The organism is Mycobacterium sp. IDUB_28, from assembly GCF_055419285.1.
In genome coordinates this window covers 297,519-313,201 of sequence record NZ_JBVAXK010000006.1, presented here as the reverse complement: position 1 = coordinate 313,201, position 15,683 = coordinate 297,519, and the positions used below count along the sequence as shown (strand labels likewise).

Sequence of the window (15,683 nt, the reverse complement as noted above, 5' to 3'; positions counted from 1 at the left end):
GGATGGTCAGCCGGGCACGTTGGCAGCGATGTTCGTCAGCACGATCTCCGACACCGATTCCGGGAAGCCGCAGAAGGTGACTTCCAGCAACGCCACCGAGAGCACCCGGTAGTCACGGCCGCAGTTGCCCGGCCGCATCCGCAGCGAGTCGGCACCGGCCTTCCAGTCGTCGACGAGCAGCCAGCCCATCGAACTGGCCGCGCAACTGTCGACGGTGGCCACCAACGCGTCGAACGCGCGTCGGGCGGTGTCGGTGTCGGTGTAGCTCGCCGCGCCCTCCGAGATCAACCGGCCCTGTGGCGGGTCCTGAAACGTCGTCTTGTGAAACGCCTTCACTTCCGGGCCGAAGGTGGCGGTCTCGGCGAACACGAAGCGGCACTCCGGCGGTGCGGTGGCAGCGAGGCTGTCGACGTCGACGGGGTATCTGCCGTCCATCGACGGGATGATCGTCAGATGCTCACCCGCGCCGGTGATGGCGCGCATCCGCGACTGGTCCAGCAGCACCGCGCCCGCGTCGAGCACCCCGACCGGGACGGCGTCGAACTTGGGCAACGCTTCGCCGGCCACCACCCGGGTACACGCGGCGGTCAGCAACAGCGCGCAACACCACAGCAGTCTGGCCATCTGCCACCCTTCTGCGTCAAACCTACCCGCGCGCCGCCTGTTGGCGGACGGAAAATCGCGACCCGTGCAACGCACTAAACACCCCTGCCAGCCGGTGCGCAAAGCGAAGTCGAATACGGTTGGCCGGTGAGTGTTTTCGCGGACCTGCCGGTCAAGGCCACCGGGATCGGCTCCTGGCCCGGGACTGTCGCGCGCCGGGCCGCAGAGGTCGTCGTCGGCGAACTGGCGGGTGCGATGGCCCATCTGACCGAGTTGCCCGGCAGGGGAGTGGGTGCCGACCTGATCGGACGCGCGGGCGCGCTGCTGGTCGACGTTGCCGTCGACACGGTGCCGCGCGGCTACCGCGTGGTGGCGCGCCCGGGCGCGGTGACGCGCCGCGCGATCAGCCTGCTGGACGAGGACATGGATGCGCTGGAGGAGGCCTGGGAGACAGCAGGTCTGCGTGGCGGCGACCGGGTGGTCAAAGTGCAGGCTCCGGGACCGGTCACGCTGGCCGCCGGGCTGGAGCTCAGCAACGGCCACCGCGCGATCACCGATCCCGGCGCACTACGGGACCTGGCCGCTTCGTTGGCCGAGGGCGTAGCCCGCCATCGCGCGACGCTGGCGCGCCGCCTCGACACGCCGGTGGTGGTCCAGTTCGACGAACCGACGCTGCCGACCGCACTGGGCGGGGGCCTGACCGGGGTGACGGCACTGAGTCCGGTCCGCCCGCTCGACGAAACTGTTGCCGCCGACCTGCTGAACACCTGCGTGCAGGCGGTCGGCGGGGACGCGCTGCTGCACAGCTGTGCCCCGGACCTGCCTTGGAATCTGTTGCAGCGCAGTCAGTTCAGCGCGGTGTCGGTGGATGTCGGCACGCTCAAGGCCGCCGACTTGGACGCCATCGCGGCCTTGGTCGACTCGGGTCGTGGCATCCTGCTGGGCGTGGTGCCCGCTGCCGCCCCGGAGCGGCGGCCGTCCGCCGAGGAGGTCGCGGTCGCCCTGGTCGGCGTGGTCGACCGGCTCGGGTTCGGGCGTGCGGCCTTGCGGGACCGGGTGGGCGTCACTCCGGCTTGCGGCCTGGCGGACGCCACGTCGGAGTGGGCGCGCACTGCCATTGAGCTTGCTCGCCGGGCCGCTGAAGCGTTCGCCGACGATCCCGACCAGATCGGCGACTAGCGGCAGACCGGCATCAGGATCGGCAGCAGGACGCTGCGGGCGATCGAGCGTAGATAGTGGTCGTCCATCTCGCGATCCGGTGGGGCGTTGGACATCGAGTGCGCCAGCCGAATCATGGCGAGCGCGGCGGCGTCCAGGCTGGCCGCGGTGTACGCGGACGCGTCCGGCGCCTCTGCGAGTGCTCTGCGGGTGACTTCGGTCGCGTATTCCAGCAGCCGGCCCGCGTCGGGACCTACCAGGAATGCCATCGCCGCCACCGGGTCGCGGTCGAGCAGCGCCTGCAGGATGTGCTGTTCGCGGCGACGGGAGACGCCGGCGACGAAACCTTCCTCGACTCGGGCGCGGAGGGTGTCCCCGGCGATGCGCTGGCCCACGTTGGCCAGGTAACGCCGCGCCTCGCGCACCATCACCGCGTCGGCCAGCGAAGCCTTGGTGAACTTCTGCGTCACGGTCCTGGGGTCGACACCGAGTCGTCTGGCCACGCTGTCGATGCTCGACCGATGGATGCCGAAGTCCATGTACTCCGCCAGCGCTGCGTCGAGGATGCGGTCTTCGAGATCGTCGCCCGCCACCGGCCTGCCGGCCTCAGCTGCCGCCCGGGTCGGTGGGCGTCGCGGTGCCATCGTCAAACTGTAGTCGGACCGTCCGAGGACCTGTCCAGCTGCGGCGGTCTGTTGCCGGGCGACGTGTCGGAGCGCTCGGTTAGCCTGCGAGAGTGAGCTCCTCAGCAGCCGACCAGACTGCCCCCGAAATCCTGCGGCAGTGGCAGGACCTGGCTGAGGAGGTCCGTGAACACCAGTTCCGGTACTACGTGCGCGACGCGCCGATCATCACCGACGCGGAGTTCGACGTGTTGTTGCGCAAGCTGGAAGCGCTCGAGACCGAGCATCCCGAGCTGCGTACTCCCGATTCGCCCACCCAGCTGGTCGGCGGCGCCGGATTCGCCACCGACTTCGAAGCCGCCGAGCACCTGGAACGGATGCTCAGCCTCGACAACGCGTTCAGCAGCGAGGAACTGGCCGCTTGGGCCGCCCGCGTGCACGCCGAGGTCGGCGACGCGGCGCACTACCTGTGTGAGCTCAAGATCGACGGCGTGGCCTTGTCGCTGGTGTACCGCAACGGCCGGTTGACCCGCGCGGCGACCCGGGGTGACGGGCGCACCGGCGAAGACGTCACCAACAACGCACGCACCATCGACGACGTCCCGCACCGGCTCACCGCCGACGATCGTTACCCGGTCCCCGACGTGCTCGAAGTACGCGGTGAGGTGTTCTTCCAGGTGGATGATTTCCAGGCGCTCAACGCCAGCCTCGTCGAAGACGGCAAGCCGCCGTTCGCCAATCCGCGCAACAGCGCGGCGGGATCGTTGCGCCAGAAGGATCCGGCCGTCACCGCGCGCCGCAAGCTGCGGATGATCTGCCACGGCCTGGGTCACACCGAAGGCTTCCGCCCGCCCACCCAGCACGACGCGTACCTGGCGCTCAAGGGATGGGGACTGCCGGTGTCGGACCACACCGCGCTGGTCGACGACCTCGACGGCGTGCAAGAGCGCGTCGACTACTGGGGTGAGCACCGGCACGAGGTGGCCCACGAGATCGACGGCGTCGTCATCAAGGTTGACGAAGTGGCCCTGCAGCGGCGGCTGGGCGCCACGTCGCGGGCTCCGCGCTGGGCGATCGCCTACAAATATCCGCCCGAGGAAGCTCAGACCAAGCTGCTCGACATCCGGGTCAATGTGGGCCGCACCGGGCGGGTGACGCCGTTCGCCTGGATGACACCGGTCAAGGTCGCCGGTTCGACGGTGTCCCAGGCGACCCTGCACAACGGCTCGGAGGTCAAACGCAAGGGTGTGCTGATCGGTGACACCGTGGTGATCCGCAAAGCCGGCGACGTCATCCCCGAGGTGCTGGGCCCCGTGGTCGATCTGCGGGACGGCTCCGAGCGCGAATTCCTCATGCCCACAACGTGTCCCGAATGCGGAACTACGCTGGCGCCAGCCAAGGAAGGCGACGCCGACATCCGGTGCCCCAACACCCAGCGTTGCCCGGCGCAGTTGCGGGAGCGGATCTTTCACGTCGCCAGCCGCAACGCCCTGGACATCGAAGGGCTGGGCTACGAAGCGGGTGTGGCGTTGCTGGGGGCGCATGTGGTCGACAGTGAGGGCGACCTGTTCGATCTCACCGAAGAGGACCTGCTGCGTACCGACTTGTTCCGTACCAAGGCCGGCGGTCTGTCGGCCAACGGCAAACGGCTGCTGGCCAACCTGGACAAGGCCAAGGCCGCGCCGTTGTGGCGGGTGTTGGTGGCGCTGTCGATCCGGCATGTCGGTCCGACCGCGGCTCGCGCCCTGGCCACTGAGTTCGGCAGCCTGGACGAGATCGTCGCCGCGTCCACCGAGCAACTCGCCGCGGTGGAGGGGGTGGGGCCCACCATCGCGGCCGCGGTCACCGAGTGGTTCACCGTCGACTGGCATCGCGAGATCGTCGAGAAATGGCGGGCGGCCGGGGTGCGGCTGGCCGACGAGCGCGACGACAGTGTGCCGCGCAATCTGGTGGGGCTCACCATCGTCGTCACCGGTTCGCTGACCGGTTTCTCGCGCGACGAGGCCAAGGAAGCCATCGTGTCCCGCGGCGGCAAGGCGGCCGGCTCGGTGTCGAAGAAGACTTCCTACGTGGTCGCCGGCGACGCGCCCGGGTCGAAGTACGACAAGGCCGTCGAACTCGGGGTACCCCTGCTCGACGAGGACGGTTTCCGAAAGTTGCTGGCTGAGGGGCCGGCCGTCGAGGAAGGCGGCGCCGACTGAACGCACTCAGAAATCGGTGCGCACCGAGCCCACGGTCAGCAGTCGCTGGGTGGCCGCCGCGGTCAGCGGCGGGCTGAACAGGAAGCCCTGGGCGCGGAAGCAGCCCAGATCGAGCAGGGCTCGGGCCGCGCCTGCGGTCTCGACGCCCTCGGCGACGACGTTGAGGTCCAGGGCCTGAGCGAGGCCAAGGACCGCGCGCACGATCGCCAGATCGTCGCTGTTGGTCTCCAGATCGTGAACGAACCCCCGGTCGATTTTCAACGTGCTCACCGGCAGCGTTCTGAGCAGGCCCATCCCGCTGAACCCGGTGCCAAAGTCGTCGATGGCGATGTCGATCCCCATATCGGTGAGCCCGCTCAGCACTGTTCTCGTGCTGACCAGGTCTCTGATCAGCATGCTCTCGGTGATCTCCAGGCCGATCGCGGTGCCGTCGAGTCCGCACCGGCTGATCGCGCGGTCCACCGCGCGCACCAGGTCGTGCGCCACCAGCTGGGCCGGCGAGACATTGACACGCAGCATGGTGGCGGCCCCCACCCCGGCCGCCCGCCAGCGCGCCATGTCGGCGCACGCGGCGTTGAGCACCCACTCACCGAGTTGCCCGGCCAGGTTCAACGATTCCGCGACCGGAATGAACAGGTCGGGCAACAGCAGCCCCCGCGTCGGGTGCTGCCAGCGCACCAACGCCTCCACCGCCAGGATGTTGCCCGTCACCATGTGAACTTCAGGCAGGTAGACGACGGTCAGTGCGCCGGTTTCGATGGCGTGCTGCAGATGCAATTCCATCTCGGCGCGCAACTCCCGCCGGCTGAGCATCTCGGGGGAGAAGACGCCGATCCGCTCCCCGGACGCCTTGGCTGCCGACAGCGCCTCGTCGGCGTACCGCAGCAAACTCAGGCTGGAATCTTTGCCGGGCGTACCGAATGCAACGCCGACGCTGACGGTGCGATTGAGAATCTCGCCGTCCACCCGCACGTGGTCGGTGAGCCGAACACTGAGGTCCTCCGCCAGTCGTCGCGCCTGCGCCAGGTCCATCGTCGCCGTGGGCACCACCACGAAGTCGTCACCTCCGACCCGGGCGATCAGGCCCCGACCCTGCAACGCCGCCCGGGTCTCGGTCGCGAAATCGCGGATGAACTGGTCCCCGGCCGCGCGGCCCAGATAGTCGTTGATGGCTTTGAGCCGGTCGAGATTGAAGGACAGCACCGCCACCGGTCCGTCATCGCCGGCCAGCCGCCCGTCGAGGTGCGCCAGCAGACTCTGCCGGTTGGGCAGCGCTGTCAGGTCGTCGTGCGCGGCCTGGTAGGTCAACCGGTCTTCGACGGTTATCCGGGCTTGGACCTGGGAGAACATTGTGGCGATGATGGTCATCGCATTGATCTCGTCGTCGTCCCACCGGCGGTCGCCCAGTTTCACAAAACCGAGCACGCCGGTGGTGACGTCACCGGACAACAACGGGAAGCACGCCGCCGAGACAGCCGGTATGCCGGTGGCCTCCGCGACGATTCGCCGGTATACGTCGCTCTGGGCGTCAGGCCGCAGCAGCACCGGCTTCTTGGCGTTTTCCGCCATCGCGAAAATCGGGTCGGCGTCGGCGAAGTAGATGGTGTGCAGCGGGTCCGGATCCGGGATGTTCGGCCGCTGCGGCCATTCGGCCACCAACACCGTCGCATGAATGCTGTGGTCGTTGTGCCGCAGGAAACTCACGTCGACATCGAGGAAACTCACCAGGTCGGCCAGCACCTCGGTGCTGATCTGCGCGGCGTTGCCGGTGGTCGCACCCAGGAGTTTGGTGGCGACCGCGGTGATGATCGCGTTCAGACTGAGAGGAGCGGAGCTGTCCATCGGTTCCTTGCCGCGTTGCCTGTCGCACAGTTCGCTGCGCTTGCAGCAAAGTCTCGCCCCGCCTGGATGGGAACCTCAATATAGCGCCACAGCGCGACCAGGACGACCGAGTCGCAGGTCGTCAGCGCAACATCGTCGCGACAATGCCTGCGAGGTAGCCCAGCCGAGCTACCTCCGACGGGCGAAACTCCGGGCCCGGCCGGCCCAGCACCACCGCCGTCTGCGGGTCACCCAACGGCGCGGCGGCCATGGTGGTGTCCAGGTCCCGCCAGGCCGGCGGGACCCAGTCGGCGCCACCGTCCAACGCCGCGGCGCGCTCGATCGGCAACCAGGGAGCAGCGTCGGCGCGGGTCTCCGGCGCTCCGGCGCTGGCGGCCAGTCGCTGCAGCTTGCCCTGTGTGCTGCGCAACACCGTGCACCAGCCCACCCGCAGGATTCGGGGAGCGTGATCGGCCAGCACCTGCAGTTTTGCCTCCGGGCCACCGGCCGCGGCCACCAAGTCGAGAAGTTCCAGCTCGCGGTGCGCCTCCAGCAGTCCGGTATGCGGGCGGACGCTGTCCACCCGCACCCCGGGCAGCGCTTCGGCGGCGGTGATCAGCGTGTCCGGCATGGAACCCGCCGGCAGCTCGATCACCAGATCGTCGATGGCATACCCCGAACTGCGCTCCACCACGTCCAACGACAGGATGTCGGCCCCCACCGAACCGAGTGCAACCGCGAGCGACCCCAGACTGCCTGGTCGGTCGATCAACTCGATGCGCAACAGATACGACGGCACGGCCAACACTGTTGCACAGCCGAGCCGCGAGGGCATGTCGGCTCTCAGCTGAAGCGCATCGCTGCGCGCAGCGCCGCCGCGAGGTGGCTGGCCGTCGGGATGCTGATGTGCGGAGCGTCGGTCACGGCGTCGTCGATCACGGCCGCGAGTCGCGGCGGCACCTCGAGGTTCAGCCGGCGGATCGGCGTAGCTGTCGTGCTCATCACGACCTCGGCGGGATCTCTGCTGTCCGAAGGCTGCCGGGGCGCCGCGCCGGACAGCATGTAGTACAGGCAGGCGCCCATCCGCCAGGTGTCGACGTCCCGGGCCGACCGGTCGGGTCGGACCACCTGCGGCCGCGGGGTGAACTCCGGGTCCGGCGGTGTCGGCGTGGCGAAGCCGAAGTCGGCGATCTTGGTCACCGGATGCGGGCCGGTCCAGGTCAGCAGCAGGCTGGCCGGGGTGATGTTGCGGTGCATGACGCCCATCGAGCCGTCGCTGCGCATGAAGCTGTGCGCCGCGTCGATCCCGTCCAGGCACGGCAGGACCACTGACATCGCCTGGCGGACCGAGAGCCGGCCCAGCCGCCGGACGAGTCCCTGCACCGTGTCACCCGGGCAGTATTCCGAGACGACCAACAGGAACTCGCCGAGCGGTATGGCTTCCTGCAGGGCGACGACGTTGGGGTTGCGCAAGCCCGACAGGTCCGCCAATGGCGCCGACCGCCGGGCCTCGTCGGGGGCTACCGCGGTCTTCGCCACCACGCGCAACACGCAGATGTCCCCGGTGACCTGCTTGCGGGCGCGAAACAGCTGGCCGGGTCCGCCGCCCCGGTCCAGCGTCTCCAGCAACACGAAACCGGCGACGGTCACCGGCTCGTCCGAGGCGCCCTGCAGGCGTCGAACCAACTCGCCCGGCAATCCCTGCCGTCGGCAGCTCTCGCACAACAACTCGTCGGCCTGCGACCGGCCGCTGTCGACGACAACGCCGTGGCCGCACACGCCACAGCCCGGCAGCTGCAGCGGGACGGTGACCGCGGAGATCTCCGCGGTAGGAAGCGGGATGGCTTCCTCCATCGTCGGCGCTGCCACCGACTCCAGCGCTGCGCGGGCAGCCGCCGCCAGCTCTCCCGCGCTCTGGTAGCGCTGCTGCGGGTCTTTGGCCATGCCGCGCGCGATCACCGCATCGAAGGTGCGCGGCACCCACGTGTTCACCTCGCTGGGTCTGGGCGCGTCGTTGGCGAGCAGTCCACGGATCTGCTCTGCGGCGCTGCCGCCGAACGGCGACACACCCGTGAGGCACGCGTACAGGATGCACGTCAGCGAATACCGGTCCCCGGCATTGGTGCGGTCGCCGGTCTGGAAGCGTTCCGGAGCCAGATACCCGAAGACAGGCGGTTCGCTGTCGAGGGGACTCGAGTCGGGATCGTCGTCCTGCAATACCGGTTCGCACATCAGGTAAGCCAGGTGGTGTCGGCTCACCAGAATCCGATCCGGCACCACCGCTCCCGGTAGCGGCACCGCGCCGTGCACCGCGTCGAGCGCACCCGCGATGTGGCTGACGACCTGTACGGCCCGCGACGGGCTCAGCGGTCCGTACCGATCCAGCAACGTGCCCAGCGCCACGCCTTCGATGTAGGGCAGCTGCACGTAGAACTGGCCGTCGACCTCACCGACGTGATCGACCAGCACGAGCTGTGGCTCCCCGAGCGGCCGCAGCACCAGCGTCGCCATGCTCACCTCGCGCTTCACCCGACGCACCAGGGGATCGTCGGCATCGCGTGCCCTGAACATCTGTACCGCAACCCGCGCCGAGGTGGTGGTGTCCTCGGCCTCGTAACACGCATGGCGCCGGCCCGGCAGTCGCCGCAGCAACCGATACTGCCCGAACTGTGCCGGCGGCTCGTCGACGTGCGGGTCGACCAGTGCGTCGCGGATCGCGTGGGCCAGATGTGTCGCAGTGGCGAAGCGATCCGCGGGATCCCGGGACATGCCCCGATTCACCACGTCGTCGACGGCCGTGGGCAGGCTCGCGCGCAGCTGGCTGGGCGTCGCAGTGCCGGCCCGGTCGGCGGGCGCGCCGGTCAGGCAGGCATACGCCACCGCGGCCAGGGCGTAGACATGGGCGCGCTCGGACAGCCCGTTGCCGGTGAACTGTTCAGGGGGCCAACCGATCCGGGCATCGGCGAGCGTGTGGCCCGGGTCCAGAACGTCGTCGTACGCCTCGCATTGCGCAAGGAAATCGCGGTAACCGAGACCCAGCAGATACGCCGAACCGTCGTCCCCGACCAGGATGTTCTGCGGTGCGATCCCGGTGTGGATCAGACCGGCCCGGTGCGCGGCCTCCAGTGCCGCGGCGAGCTGATCCACCAGGTCGGCTGCTGCCGCCGGTTCGAGTGGACCGTCGCGGTCCAGCAGGGTCTGCAGATCGCTACCGGCCAGCAGCGGCATCTGCAGGTAGAACCGGCCGTCGAGTTCGCCCCACTCGTCGACGGGAACGAGATGAGGTTCGTCGCGCAGCTGCACCGTGATGGTCATGTCCTGGCGCAACTGCGCGCGCAGCGTGTCGGGCGCGCGGCGCGTCGGCAGGATCTTCAGGGCGACCCGCTGCCCGCTGATCGTGTTCTCGGCCTCGTACACTTCGCAGCGCGACCGGGCCAGCGGCCGGAGCAGGCGGTAATGCCCGAGGTCTGTTCGCACGACTATCGATCCGATGCTCGGTGTGATCCATGACGAGGGTAACGCCGTAGCCGCGTCCTCCGGCTGCTCAACATCCCGTGCCGGGATGCATCGTCGCCGGAGGTTAGGCTTTTCGCTCGTGTCCCAGATCTCTCGCGACGAGGTGGCCCATCTGGCCCGGCTGGCTCGGCTTGCACTGACCGACTCCGAGCTGGACAGTTTCGCCGGTCAACTCGACGCCATCATCAACCACGTCAGCCAGATCCAGGCCGTCGACGTCACCGGCGTGGAAGCCACCGACAACCCGCTCAAGGACGTCAACGTCACCCGGCCGGATGAGCCCCGACCGTCCTTGACCCAGCCGCAGGCGCTTGCCGCGGCACCCGAAGCCGTCGACGGGCGCTTCGCCGTCCCGCAGATCCTCGGAGAGAGCCAGTGACGGACATCATCCGGCTCGACGCGGCCACCCTGGCCGCCAAGATCGCCGCCAAAGAACTGTCGTCGACCGAGCTCACCCGGGCCTGCCTGGACCAGATTGCCGCCACCGACGCGCAGTACGGCGCATTTCTGCACGTCGCAGCCGACGCCGCGCTGGCGGCCGCCGCCGCCGTCGACGACAAGGTGGCCGCCGGGGAGGAGCTGCCGTCGGCACTGGCCGGGGTGCCGCTGGCCCTCAAGGACGTTTTCACCACCGCCGACATGCCCACCACCTGCGGCTCGAAGATCCTCGAGGGCTGGCAAGCGCCGTACGACGCCACCCTGACCGCCCGGCTGCGGGCCGCGGGCATCCCGATCCTGGGCAAGACCAACATGGACGAGTTCGCGATGGGTTCGTCGACCGAGAACTCCGCCTACGGCCCGACCCGCAACCCGTGGGACGTCGAACGCGTCCCCGGCGGCTCCGGTGGCGGCAGCGCGGCGGCCCTGGCCGCATTTCAGGCACCGCTGGCCATCGGTTCGGACACCGGCGGCTCGATCCGCCAGCCCGCCGCGCTGACCGCGACCGTCGGCGTCAAACCCACCTACGGCACGGTGTCCCGGTACGGGCTGGTGGCATGCGCGTCGTCGCTGGACCAGGGTGGACCGTGCGCGCGCACCGTCCTGGACACCGCGCTGCTGCATCAGGTGATCGCCGGTCACGACCCGCGCGACTCCACCTCGATCAACGCCGAGGTGCCCGACGTCGTGGGCGCCGCCAAGGCCGGTGCGAGCGGTGACCTCAACGGCGTGCGGGTCGGCGTGGTCCGCCAGCTACACAGCGGCGAGGGCTACCAGGCCGGGGTGCTCAGGTCGTTCGAAGCCGCCGTCGAGCAGCTCACATCGCTGGGCGCCGAGGTCAGCGAAGTCGACTGTCCGCACTTCGACTACGCGTTGCCCGCCTACTACCTGATCCTGCCGTCGGAGGTGTCGAGCAACCTGGCGCGCTTCGATGCGATGCGCTACGGCTTGCGGGTCGGCGACGACGGCACACACAGTGCCGAAGAAGTGATGGCACTGACCCGCGCGGCTGGCTTCGGGCCAGAAGTGAAGCGCCGCATCATGATTGGCACCTATGCGTTGTCCGCCGGATACTACGACGCCTACTACAACCAGGCGCAGAAGGTCCGCACGCTGATCGCCCGCGACCTCGACGAGGCCTACCGGTCCGTCGACGTGCTGGTCTCGCCGGCCACGCCGACGACCGCCTTCCGGCTGGGGGAGAAGGTGGACGACCCGCTGGCCATGTATCTGTTCGACTTGTGCACGTTGCCGCTGAACCTGGCCGGCCACTGCGGAATGTCGGTGCCGTCCGGGCTGTCCCCGGACGACAACCTGCCGGTAGGACTGCAGATCATGGCGCCCGCTCTCGCCGACGACCGCCTCTACCGGGTCGGAGCCGCCTACGAAGCCGCCCGCGGGCCGCTGCCCACCGCTGTCTGAGGGCCGCTCCGACGGTTGGCGAGCAGACGCAGAATCGCACGAAATCAGCGGTTTCTATGCGATTCTGCGTCTGCTCGCGCCATCAGCCGGGCCACGGGGCAAGATGAACCCATGCGCATCGGAGTACTGACGGGCGGCGGCGACTGTCCCGGCCTCAACGCTGTCATTCGGGCGGTCGTGCGGACCTGCGACGCCCGCTACGGCTCGTCGGTGGTCGGCTTCCAGGACGGGTGGCGTGGGCTGCTCGAGAACCGGCGCATGCAACTGAAGAACGACGACCGCAACGACCGGTTGCTGGCCAAGGGCGGAACCATGCTGGGCACCGCGCGGGTGAATCCGGACAAGTTGCGGGCCGGGCTGGACCAGGTCAAGCAGACCCTCGACGACAACGGCATCGACGTGCTCATCCCGATCGGCGGCGAAGGCACGCTGACGGCCGCGCACTGGCTCGCGCAGGAGAATGTCCCGGTGGTCGGTGTGCCCAAGACCATCGACAACGACATCGACTGCACCGACGTCACTTTCGGCCACGACACCGCATTGACGGTGGCCACCGACGCCATCGACCGGCTGCACAGCACGGCCGAATCCCACCAGCGGGTGATGCTGGTCGAGGTGATGGGACGACACGCCGGATGGATCGCGCTGAACGCCGGCCTGGCCTCCGGAGCGCACATGACGCTCATTCCCGAGCAACCCTTCGACGTCGAGGAGGTGTGTCGTCTCGTCAAACGTCGCTTCCAGCGCGGAGATTCGCACTTCATCTGCGTGGTGGCCGAAGGCGCTAAGCCCGTCGAAGGCTCAATTGCGTTGCGCGAAGGCGGCATTGACGAGTTCGGCCACGAAAAGTTCACCGGGGTGGCGGCCCAACTCGGATCGGAAGTGGAGAAGCGCATCAACAAGGACGTGCGGGTGACCGTGCTGGGTCACGTCCAGCGCGGCGGCTCTCCGACGGCCTACGACCGGGTGTTGGCCACCAGGTTCGGGGTCAACGCCGCCGATGCGGCGCACGCCGGCGAGTACGGACAGATGGTGTCGCTGCGGGGCCAGGACATCGGCCGGGTTCCGCTGGCCGACGCCGTACGTCAACTCAAATTGGTGCCCGAAAGCCGTTACGACGACGCCGCCGCCTTCTTCGGCTGACGCTGGCGGGACCGCCCCCGCAGTCACCGTTAGGATCGGTGTCCATGACGATTGCTAGGGCTGACCTGCTGGAATATGACGAGGTCATCGCACAGTTCGACCCGGTACTCGGACTGGAAGTGCACGTCGAGCTGTCCACCGCCACGAAAATGTTCTGCGGCTGCGCCAACGTGTTCGGCGGCGAGCCCAACACGCAGGTGTGCCCGGTGTGCCTGGGTCTGCCCGGGTCGCTGCCGGTGCTCAACCAGGTTGCGGTGGAGTCGGCCATTCGCATCGGGCTGGCGCTGAACTGCGAGATCGTGCCGTGGTGCCGGTTCGCCCGGAAGAACTACTTCTACCCCGACATGCCCAAGAACTACCAGATCTCGCAATACGACGAGCCTATCGCCATCAACGGTTACCTGGAGGCGCCGCTGGAGGACGGCACCACCTGGCGGGTCGAGATCGAACGCGCGCACATGGAGGAGGACACCGGCAAACTCACCCACATCGGCAGCGAGACCGGCCGGATCCACGGCGCCACCACCTCGCTGATCGACTACAACCGGGCGGGTGTGCCGCTGATCGAAATCGTCACCAAACCCATCGTGGGTGCTGGGGACCGGGCACCGCAGATCGCACGGGCCTACGTCACCGCGCTGCGCGAGGTGTTGCGATCGCTGGACGTCTCCGATGTCCGGATGGACCAGGGCTCGATGCGCTGTGACTCCAACGTGTCGCTGATGGCCAAAGGCGCCGCCGAATTCGGCACCCGCACCGAGACGAAAAACGTCAACTCGCTGAAAAGCGTCGAGGTGGCGGTGCGCTACGAAATGCAGCGTCAGGCCGCCGTGCTGCTGGCCGGCGGCGAAATCGTCCAGGAAACCCGGCATTTCCACGAGGCCGGCTACACCAGCCCGGGTCGCGCGAAGGAAACCGCGCAGGACTACCGGTATTTCCCCGAACCCGACCTCGAGCCCGTGGCGCCCAGCCGCGAGCTCGTGGAGAGATTGCGCCACACCATCCCTGAACTACCGTGGTTGAGCCGCAAGCGAATTCAGGACGAGTGGGGCATCTCCGACGAGGTGATGCGCGACCTGGTCAACGCCGGTGCGGTGGAGCTGGTCGCTGCGACCGTCAAGCACGGCGCAGCAAGCAAAGAGGCGCGATCGTGGTGGGGAAACTTCCTGGTGCAGAAGGCCAACGAGGCCAGCACCGGGCTCGACGAACTGCCCATCACCCCGGCCCAGGTCGCGGCGGTCATCGCGCTGGTCGAGGAGGGCAAGCTGTCCAACAAGTTGGCTCGCGAGGTGGTCGAAGGGGTGCTGGCCGGGGAAGGTGAACCGGCACAGGTGATGTCGGCGCGCGGCCTGGAGCTGGTGCGCGACGACTCGGTGACGCAGGCCGCAGTCGACGAGGCTTTGGCCGCCAATCCTGATGTGGCGGAGAAGATCCGGGGTGGCAAGGTGGCCGCGGCCGGCGCGATCGTGGGTGCGGTGATGAAGGCCACCCGGGGACAGGCCGATGCCGCACGGGTGCGCGAGCTCGTGCTGGCGGCGTGCGGACAGGGGTAGGCGGCTTTCCGGCCCGGACACGCGTGATCGGCCGACGATCCGGTGGTACATCATGATCGAGTGGGCAAGGACTGGCTGTACCGGCTGACTGAGCTGATGGACGCCGCCATGATCGCGGTGACCACCCAGGCCGACGGCGAACGCTCAGGCTGCCTGGTCGGTTTCGCCACCCAGGTCGGTATCGATCCGCCACGGTTCCTGGTGGGACTGTCGCGCACCAACCACACTTTCGGCGTGGCGCGGCGCTCCGACCACCTCGCCGTGCACCTCCTCGCCAAGCGCGAGATGAACCTGGCCCGGCTCTTCGGCGGCGAAACCGACGACGAGCTGGACAAGTTCGCGCACTGTGCCTGGCACCACGGTCCGCAGGACATGCCGATTCTGGACGGCGCGGCGGCCTGGATGGTCGGCAAGACAGTGAAACGCATCGACTTCGGCGACCACACCGGCTATCTCCTCGAACCCGTCGACGCCTGGTTCGCCGACAGCGATGTGCAGGTCATCAGGTTCGCCGACGTCCTCGACGTCAAACCCGGCCACGACCCGTAACCCGTTGTTCGGTATTCGCTATGAATCCGGCCTTCGATCCACCAGAAAAACCGTCAGGACGGGCCGCCGACCGCGCATCATGGTGAGGTGATCGAGGAACCGTTCGATGTCCTGATGTCCATGCTGGATTCGCCGGCGTTCGTGATGACGACGCAGGCCGACGGTCAGCCGGCGGGAGCTCTGGTCGCCTTCGCCAGCCAGACCAGCGTGCAACCGCCCAGCTTCATGGTCAGTGTGCCGCTGGACAGTCGCATCCACGAGGTGGCGAATCGGTCGGAATATGTAGCGCTGCATGTCCTGCCGCGCAACCAGCAGGTGCTGGCTGAGCTTTTCGGGCGCCGCGGCGACGGCGCCGCCGAGACCTTCGCCCGCTGTCCCTGGCGCGGCGGCCCGGCGGGAATGCCGATCCTCGATGACGCGGCGGCCTGGTTCGTCGCGCGGACCTACAGCCGCAGCCCGGTCGGCGATCATGTGGCCTACCTGCTGGAACCGGTCGCGGCGTGGGCGCCCGACGGCCCCGAGGACCTGCTGTACCTGTCCGATCTCGACGAGGATCTCGATCCCGGCCAGGAAGCTCCGCAGCGCCTGCACGACGGCAGCCGGTCCGATGTGAACGGCCGCTACGGCCTGAGGTTCACCCTCGACGTGCCCTGACC

Annotated in this window: 13 protein-coding genes; 8 read left to right on the top strand and 5 right to left on the bottom strand. The window is 68.5% G+C overall.

Annotated elements, in window-relative coordinates:
- Positions 1-6: 6 nt before the first annotated feature.
- Positions 7-624, bottom strand: coding sequence for a sensor domain-containing protein (locus ACZYZ9_RS15375; protein ID WP_463827100.1), 618 nt, complete (start codon positions 622-624; stop codon positions 7-9).
- Positions 625-750: 126 nt separating this feature from the next.
- Here ACZYZ9_RS15375 and ACZYZ9_RS15370 point away from each other — a divergent pair, with 126 nt between their 5' ends.
- Positions 751-1,782, top strand: coding sequence for a uroporphyrinogen decarboxylase/cobalamine-independent methonine synthase family protein (locus ACZYZ9_RS15370; RefSeq protein WP_463827099.1), 1,032 nt, complete (start codon positions 751-753; stop codon positions 1,780-1,782).
- Here ACZYZ9_RS15370 and ACZYZ9_RS15365 read toward each other — a convergent pair.
- The gene (locus tag ACZYZ9_RS15365; protein ID WP_463827098.1) at positions 1,779-2,405 is read right to left on the bottom strand and encodes a TetR/AcrR family transcriptional regulator; all 627 of its coding nucleotides are present in this window, start codon (positions 2,403-2,405) and stop codon (positions 1,779-1,781) included. The two genes, ACZYZ9_RS15370 and ACZYZ9_RS15365, sit on opposite strands and share 4 nt — an antisense overlap.
- A gap of 92 nt (positions 2,406-2,497) precedes the next feature.
- Here ACZYZ9_RS15365 and ligA point away from each other — a divergent pair, with 92 nt between their 5' ends.
- On the top strand, positions 2,498-4,585 hold the full coding sequence (gene ligA, locus ACZYZ9_RS15360) for an NAD-dependent DNA ligase LigA (RefSeq protein ID WP_463827097.1): 2,088 nt from the start codon (positions 2,498-2,500) through the stop codon (positions 4,583-4,585).
- 6 nt (positions 4,586-4,591) lie between these two features.
- Here ligA and ACZYZ9_RS15355 read toward each other — a convergent pair whose 3' ends face one another.
- The 3 genes from ACZYZ9_RS15355 to ACZYZ9_RS15345 form a co-directional block, all read right to left on the bottom strand.
- The gene (locus ACZYZ9_RS15355) at positions 4,592-6,427 is read right to left on the bottom strand and encodes a bifunctional diguanylate cyclase/phosphodiesterase (RefSeq protein ID WP_463827096.1); all 1,836 of its coding nucleotides are present in this window, start codon (positions 6,425-6,427) and stop codon (positions 4,592-4,594) included.
- A gap of 121 nt (positions 6,428-6,548) precedes the next feature.
- Complete coding sequence (locus ACZYZ9_RS15350) at positions 6,549-7,205, bottom strand: ACT domain-containing protein (RefSeq protein WP_463827095.1); 657 nt, start codon at positions 7,203-7,205, stop codon at positions 6,549-6,551.
- A gap of 44 nt (positions 7,206-7,249) precedes the next feature.
- Positions 7,250-9,883: a protein kinase domain-containing protein gene (locus ACZYZ9_RS15345; protein WP_463827094.1), complete on the bottom strand. Its 2,634-nt coding sequence runs from the start codon at positions 9,881-9,883 to the stop codon at positions 7,250-7,252.
- 118 nt (positions 9,884-10,001) lie between these two features.
- Between ACZYZ9_RS15345 and gatC the strand changes: the two genes are divergently transcribed.
- The 6 genes from gatC to ACZYZ9_RS15315 all read left to right on the top strand — a co-directional run bounded on the left by gatC (position 10,002) and on the right by ACZYZ9_RS15315 (position 15,681).
- Entirely contained in the window at positions 10,002-10,301 is a 300-nt protein-coding gene (gene gatC / locus ACZYZ9_RS15340) for an Asp-tRNA(Asn)/Glu-tRNA(Gln) amidotransferase subunit GatC (RefSeq protein ID WP_463827093.1), read from the top strand.
- Positions 10,298-11,782 (top strand): Asp-tRNA(Asn)/Glu-tRNA(Gln) amidotransferase subunit GatA, encoded by a 1,485-nt coding sequence (gene gatA, locus ACZYZ9_RS15335; RefSeq protein WP_463827092.1) that lies wholly within the window; start codon positions 10,298-10,300, stop codon positions 11,780-11,782. Before gatC ends, gatA begins: the two co-directional genes overlap by 4 nt.
- Before the next feature lie 111 nt (positions 11,783-11,893).
- The gene (locus ACZYZ9_RS15330; RefSeq protein WP_463827091.1) at positions 11,894-12,925 is read left to right on the top strand and encodes an ATP-dependent 6-phosphofructokinase; all 1,032 of its coding nucleotides are present in this window, start codon (positions 11,894-11,896) and stop codon (positions 12,923-12,925) included.
- Positions 12,926-12,969: 44 nt separating this feature from the next.
- A complete protein-coding gene (gene gatB, locus ACZYZ9_RS15325) occupies positions 12,970-14,478 on the top strand; it encodes an Asp-tRNA(Asn)/Glu-tRNA(Gln) amidotransferase subunit GatB (RefSeq protein WP_463827090.1) in 1,509 nt (502 codons plus the stop codon).
- Positions 14,479-14,538: 60 nt separating this feature from the next.
- Complete coding sequence (locus ACZYZ9_RS15320) at positions 14,539-15,027, top strand: flavin reductase family protein (RefSeq protein ID WP_463827089.1); 489 nt, start codon at positions 14,539-14,541, stop codon at positions 15,025-15,027.
- Positions 15,028-15,141: 114 nt separating this feature from the next.
- Positions 15,142-15,681 (top strand): flavin reductase family protein, encoded by a 540-nt coding sequence (locus ACZYZ9_RS15315; protein WP_463827189.1) that lies wholly within the window; start codon positions 15,142-15,144, stop codon positions 15,679-15,681.
- The last annotated feature ends 2 nt before the right edge of the window (positions 15,682-15,683 follow it).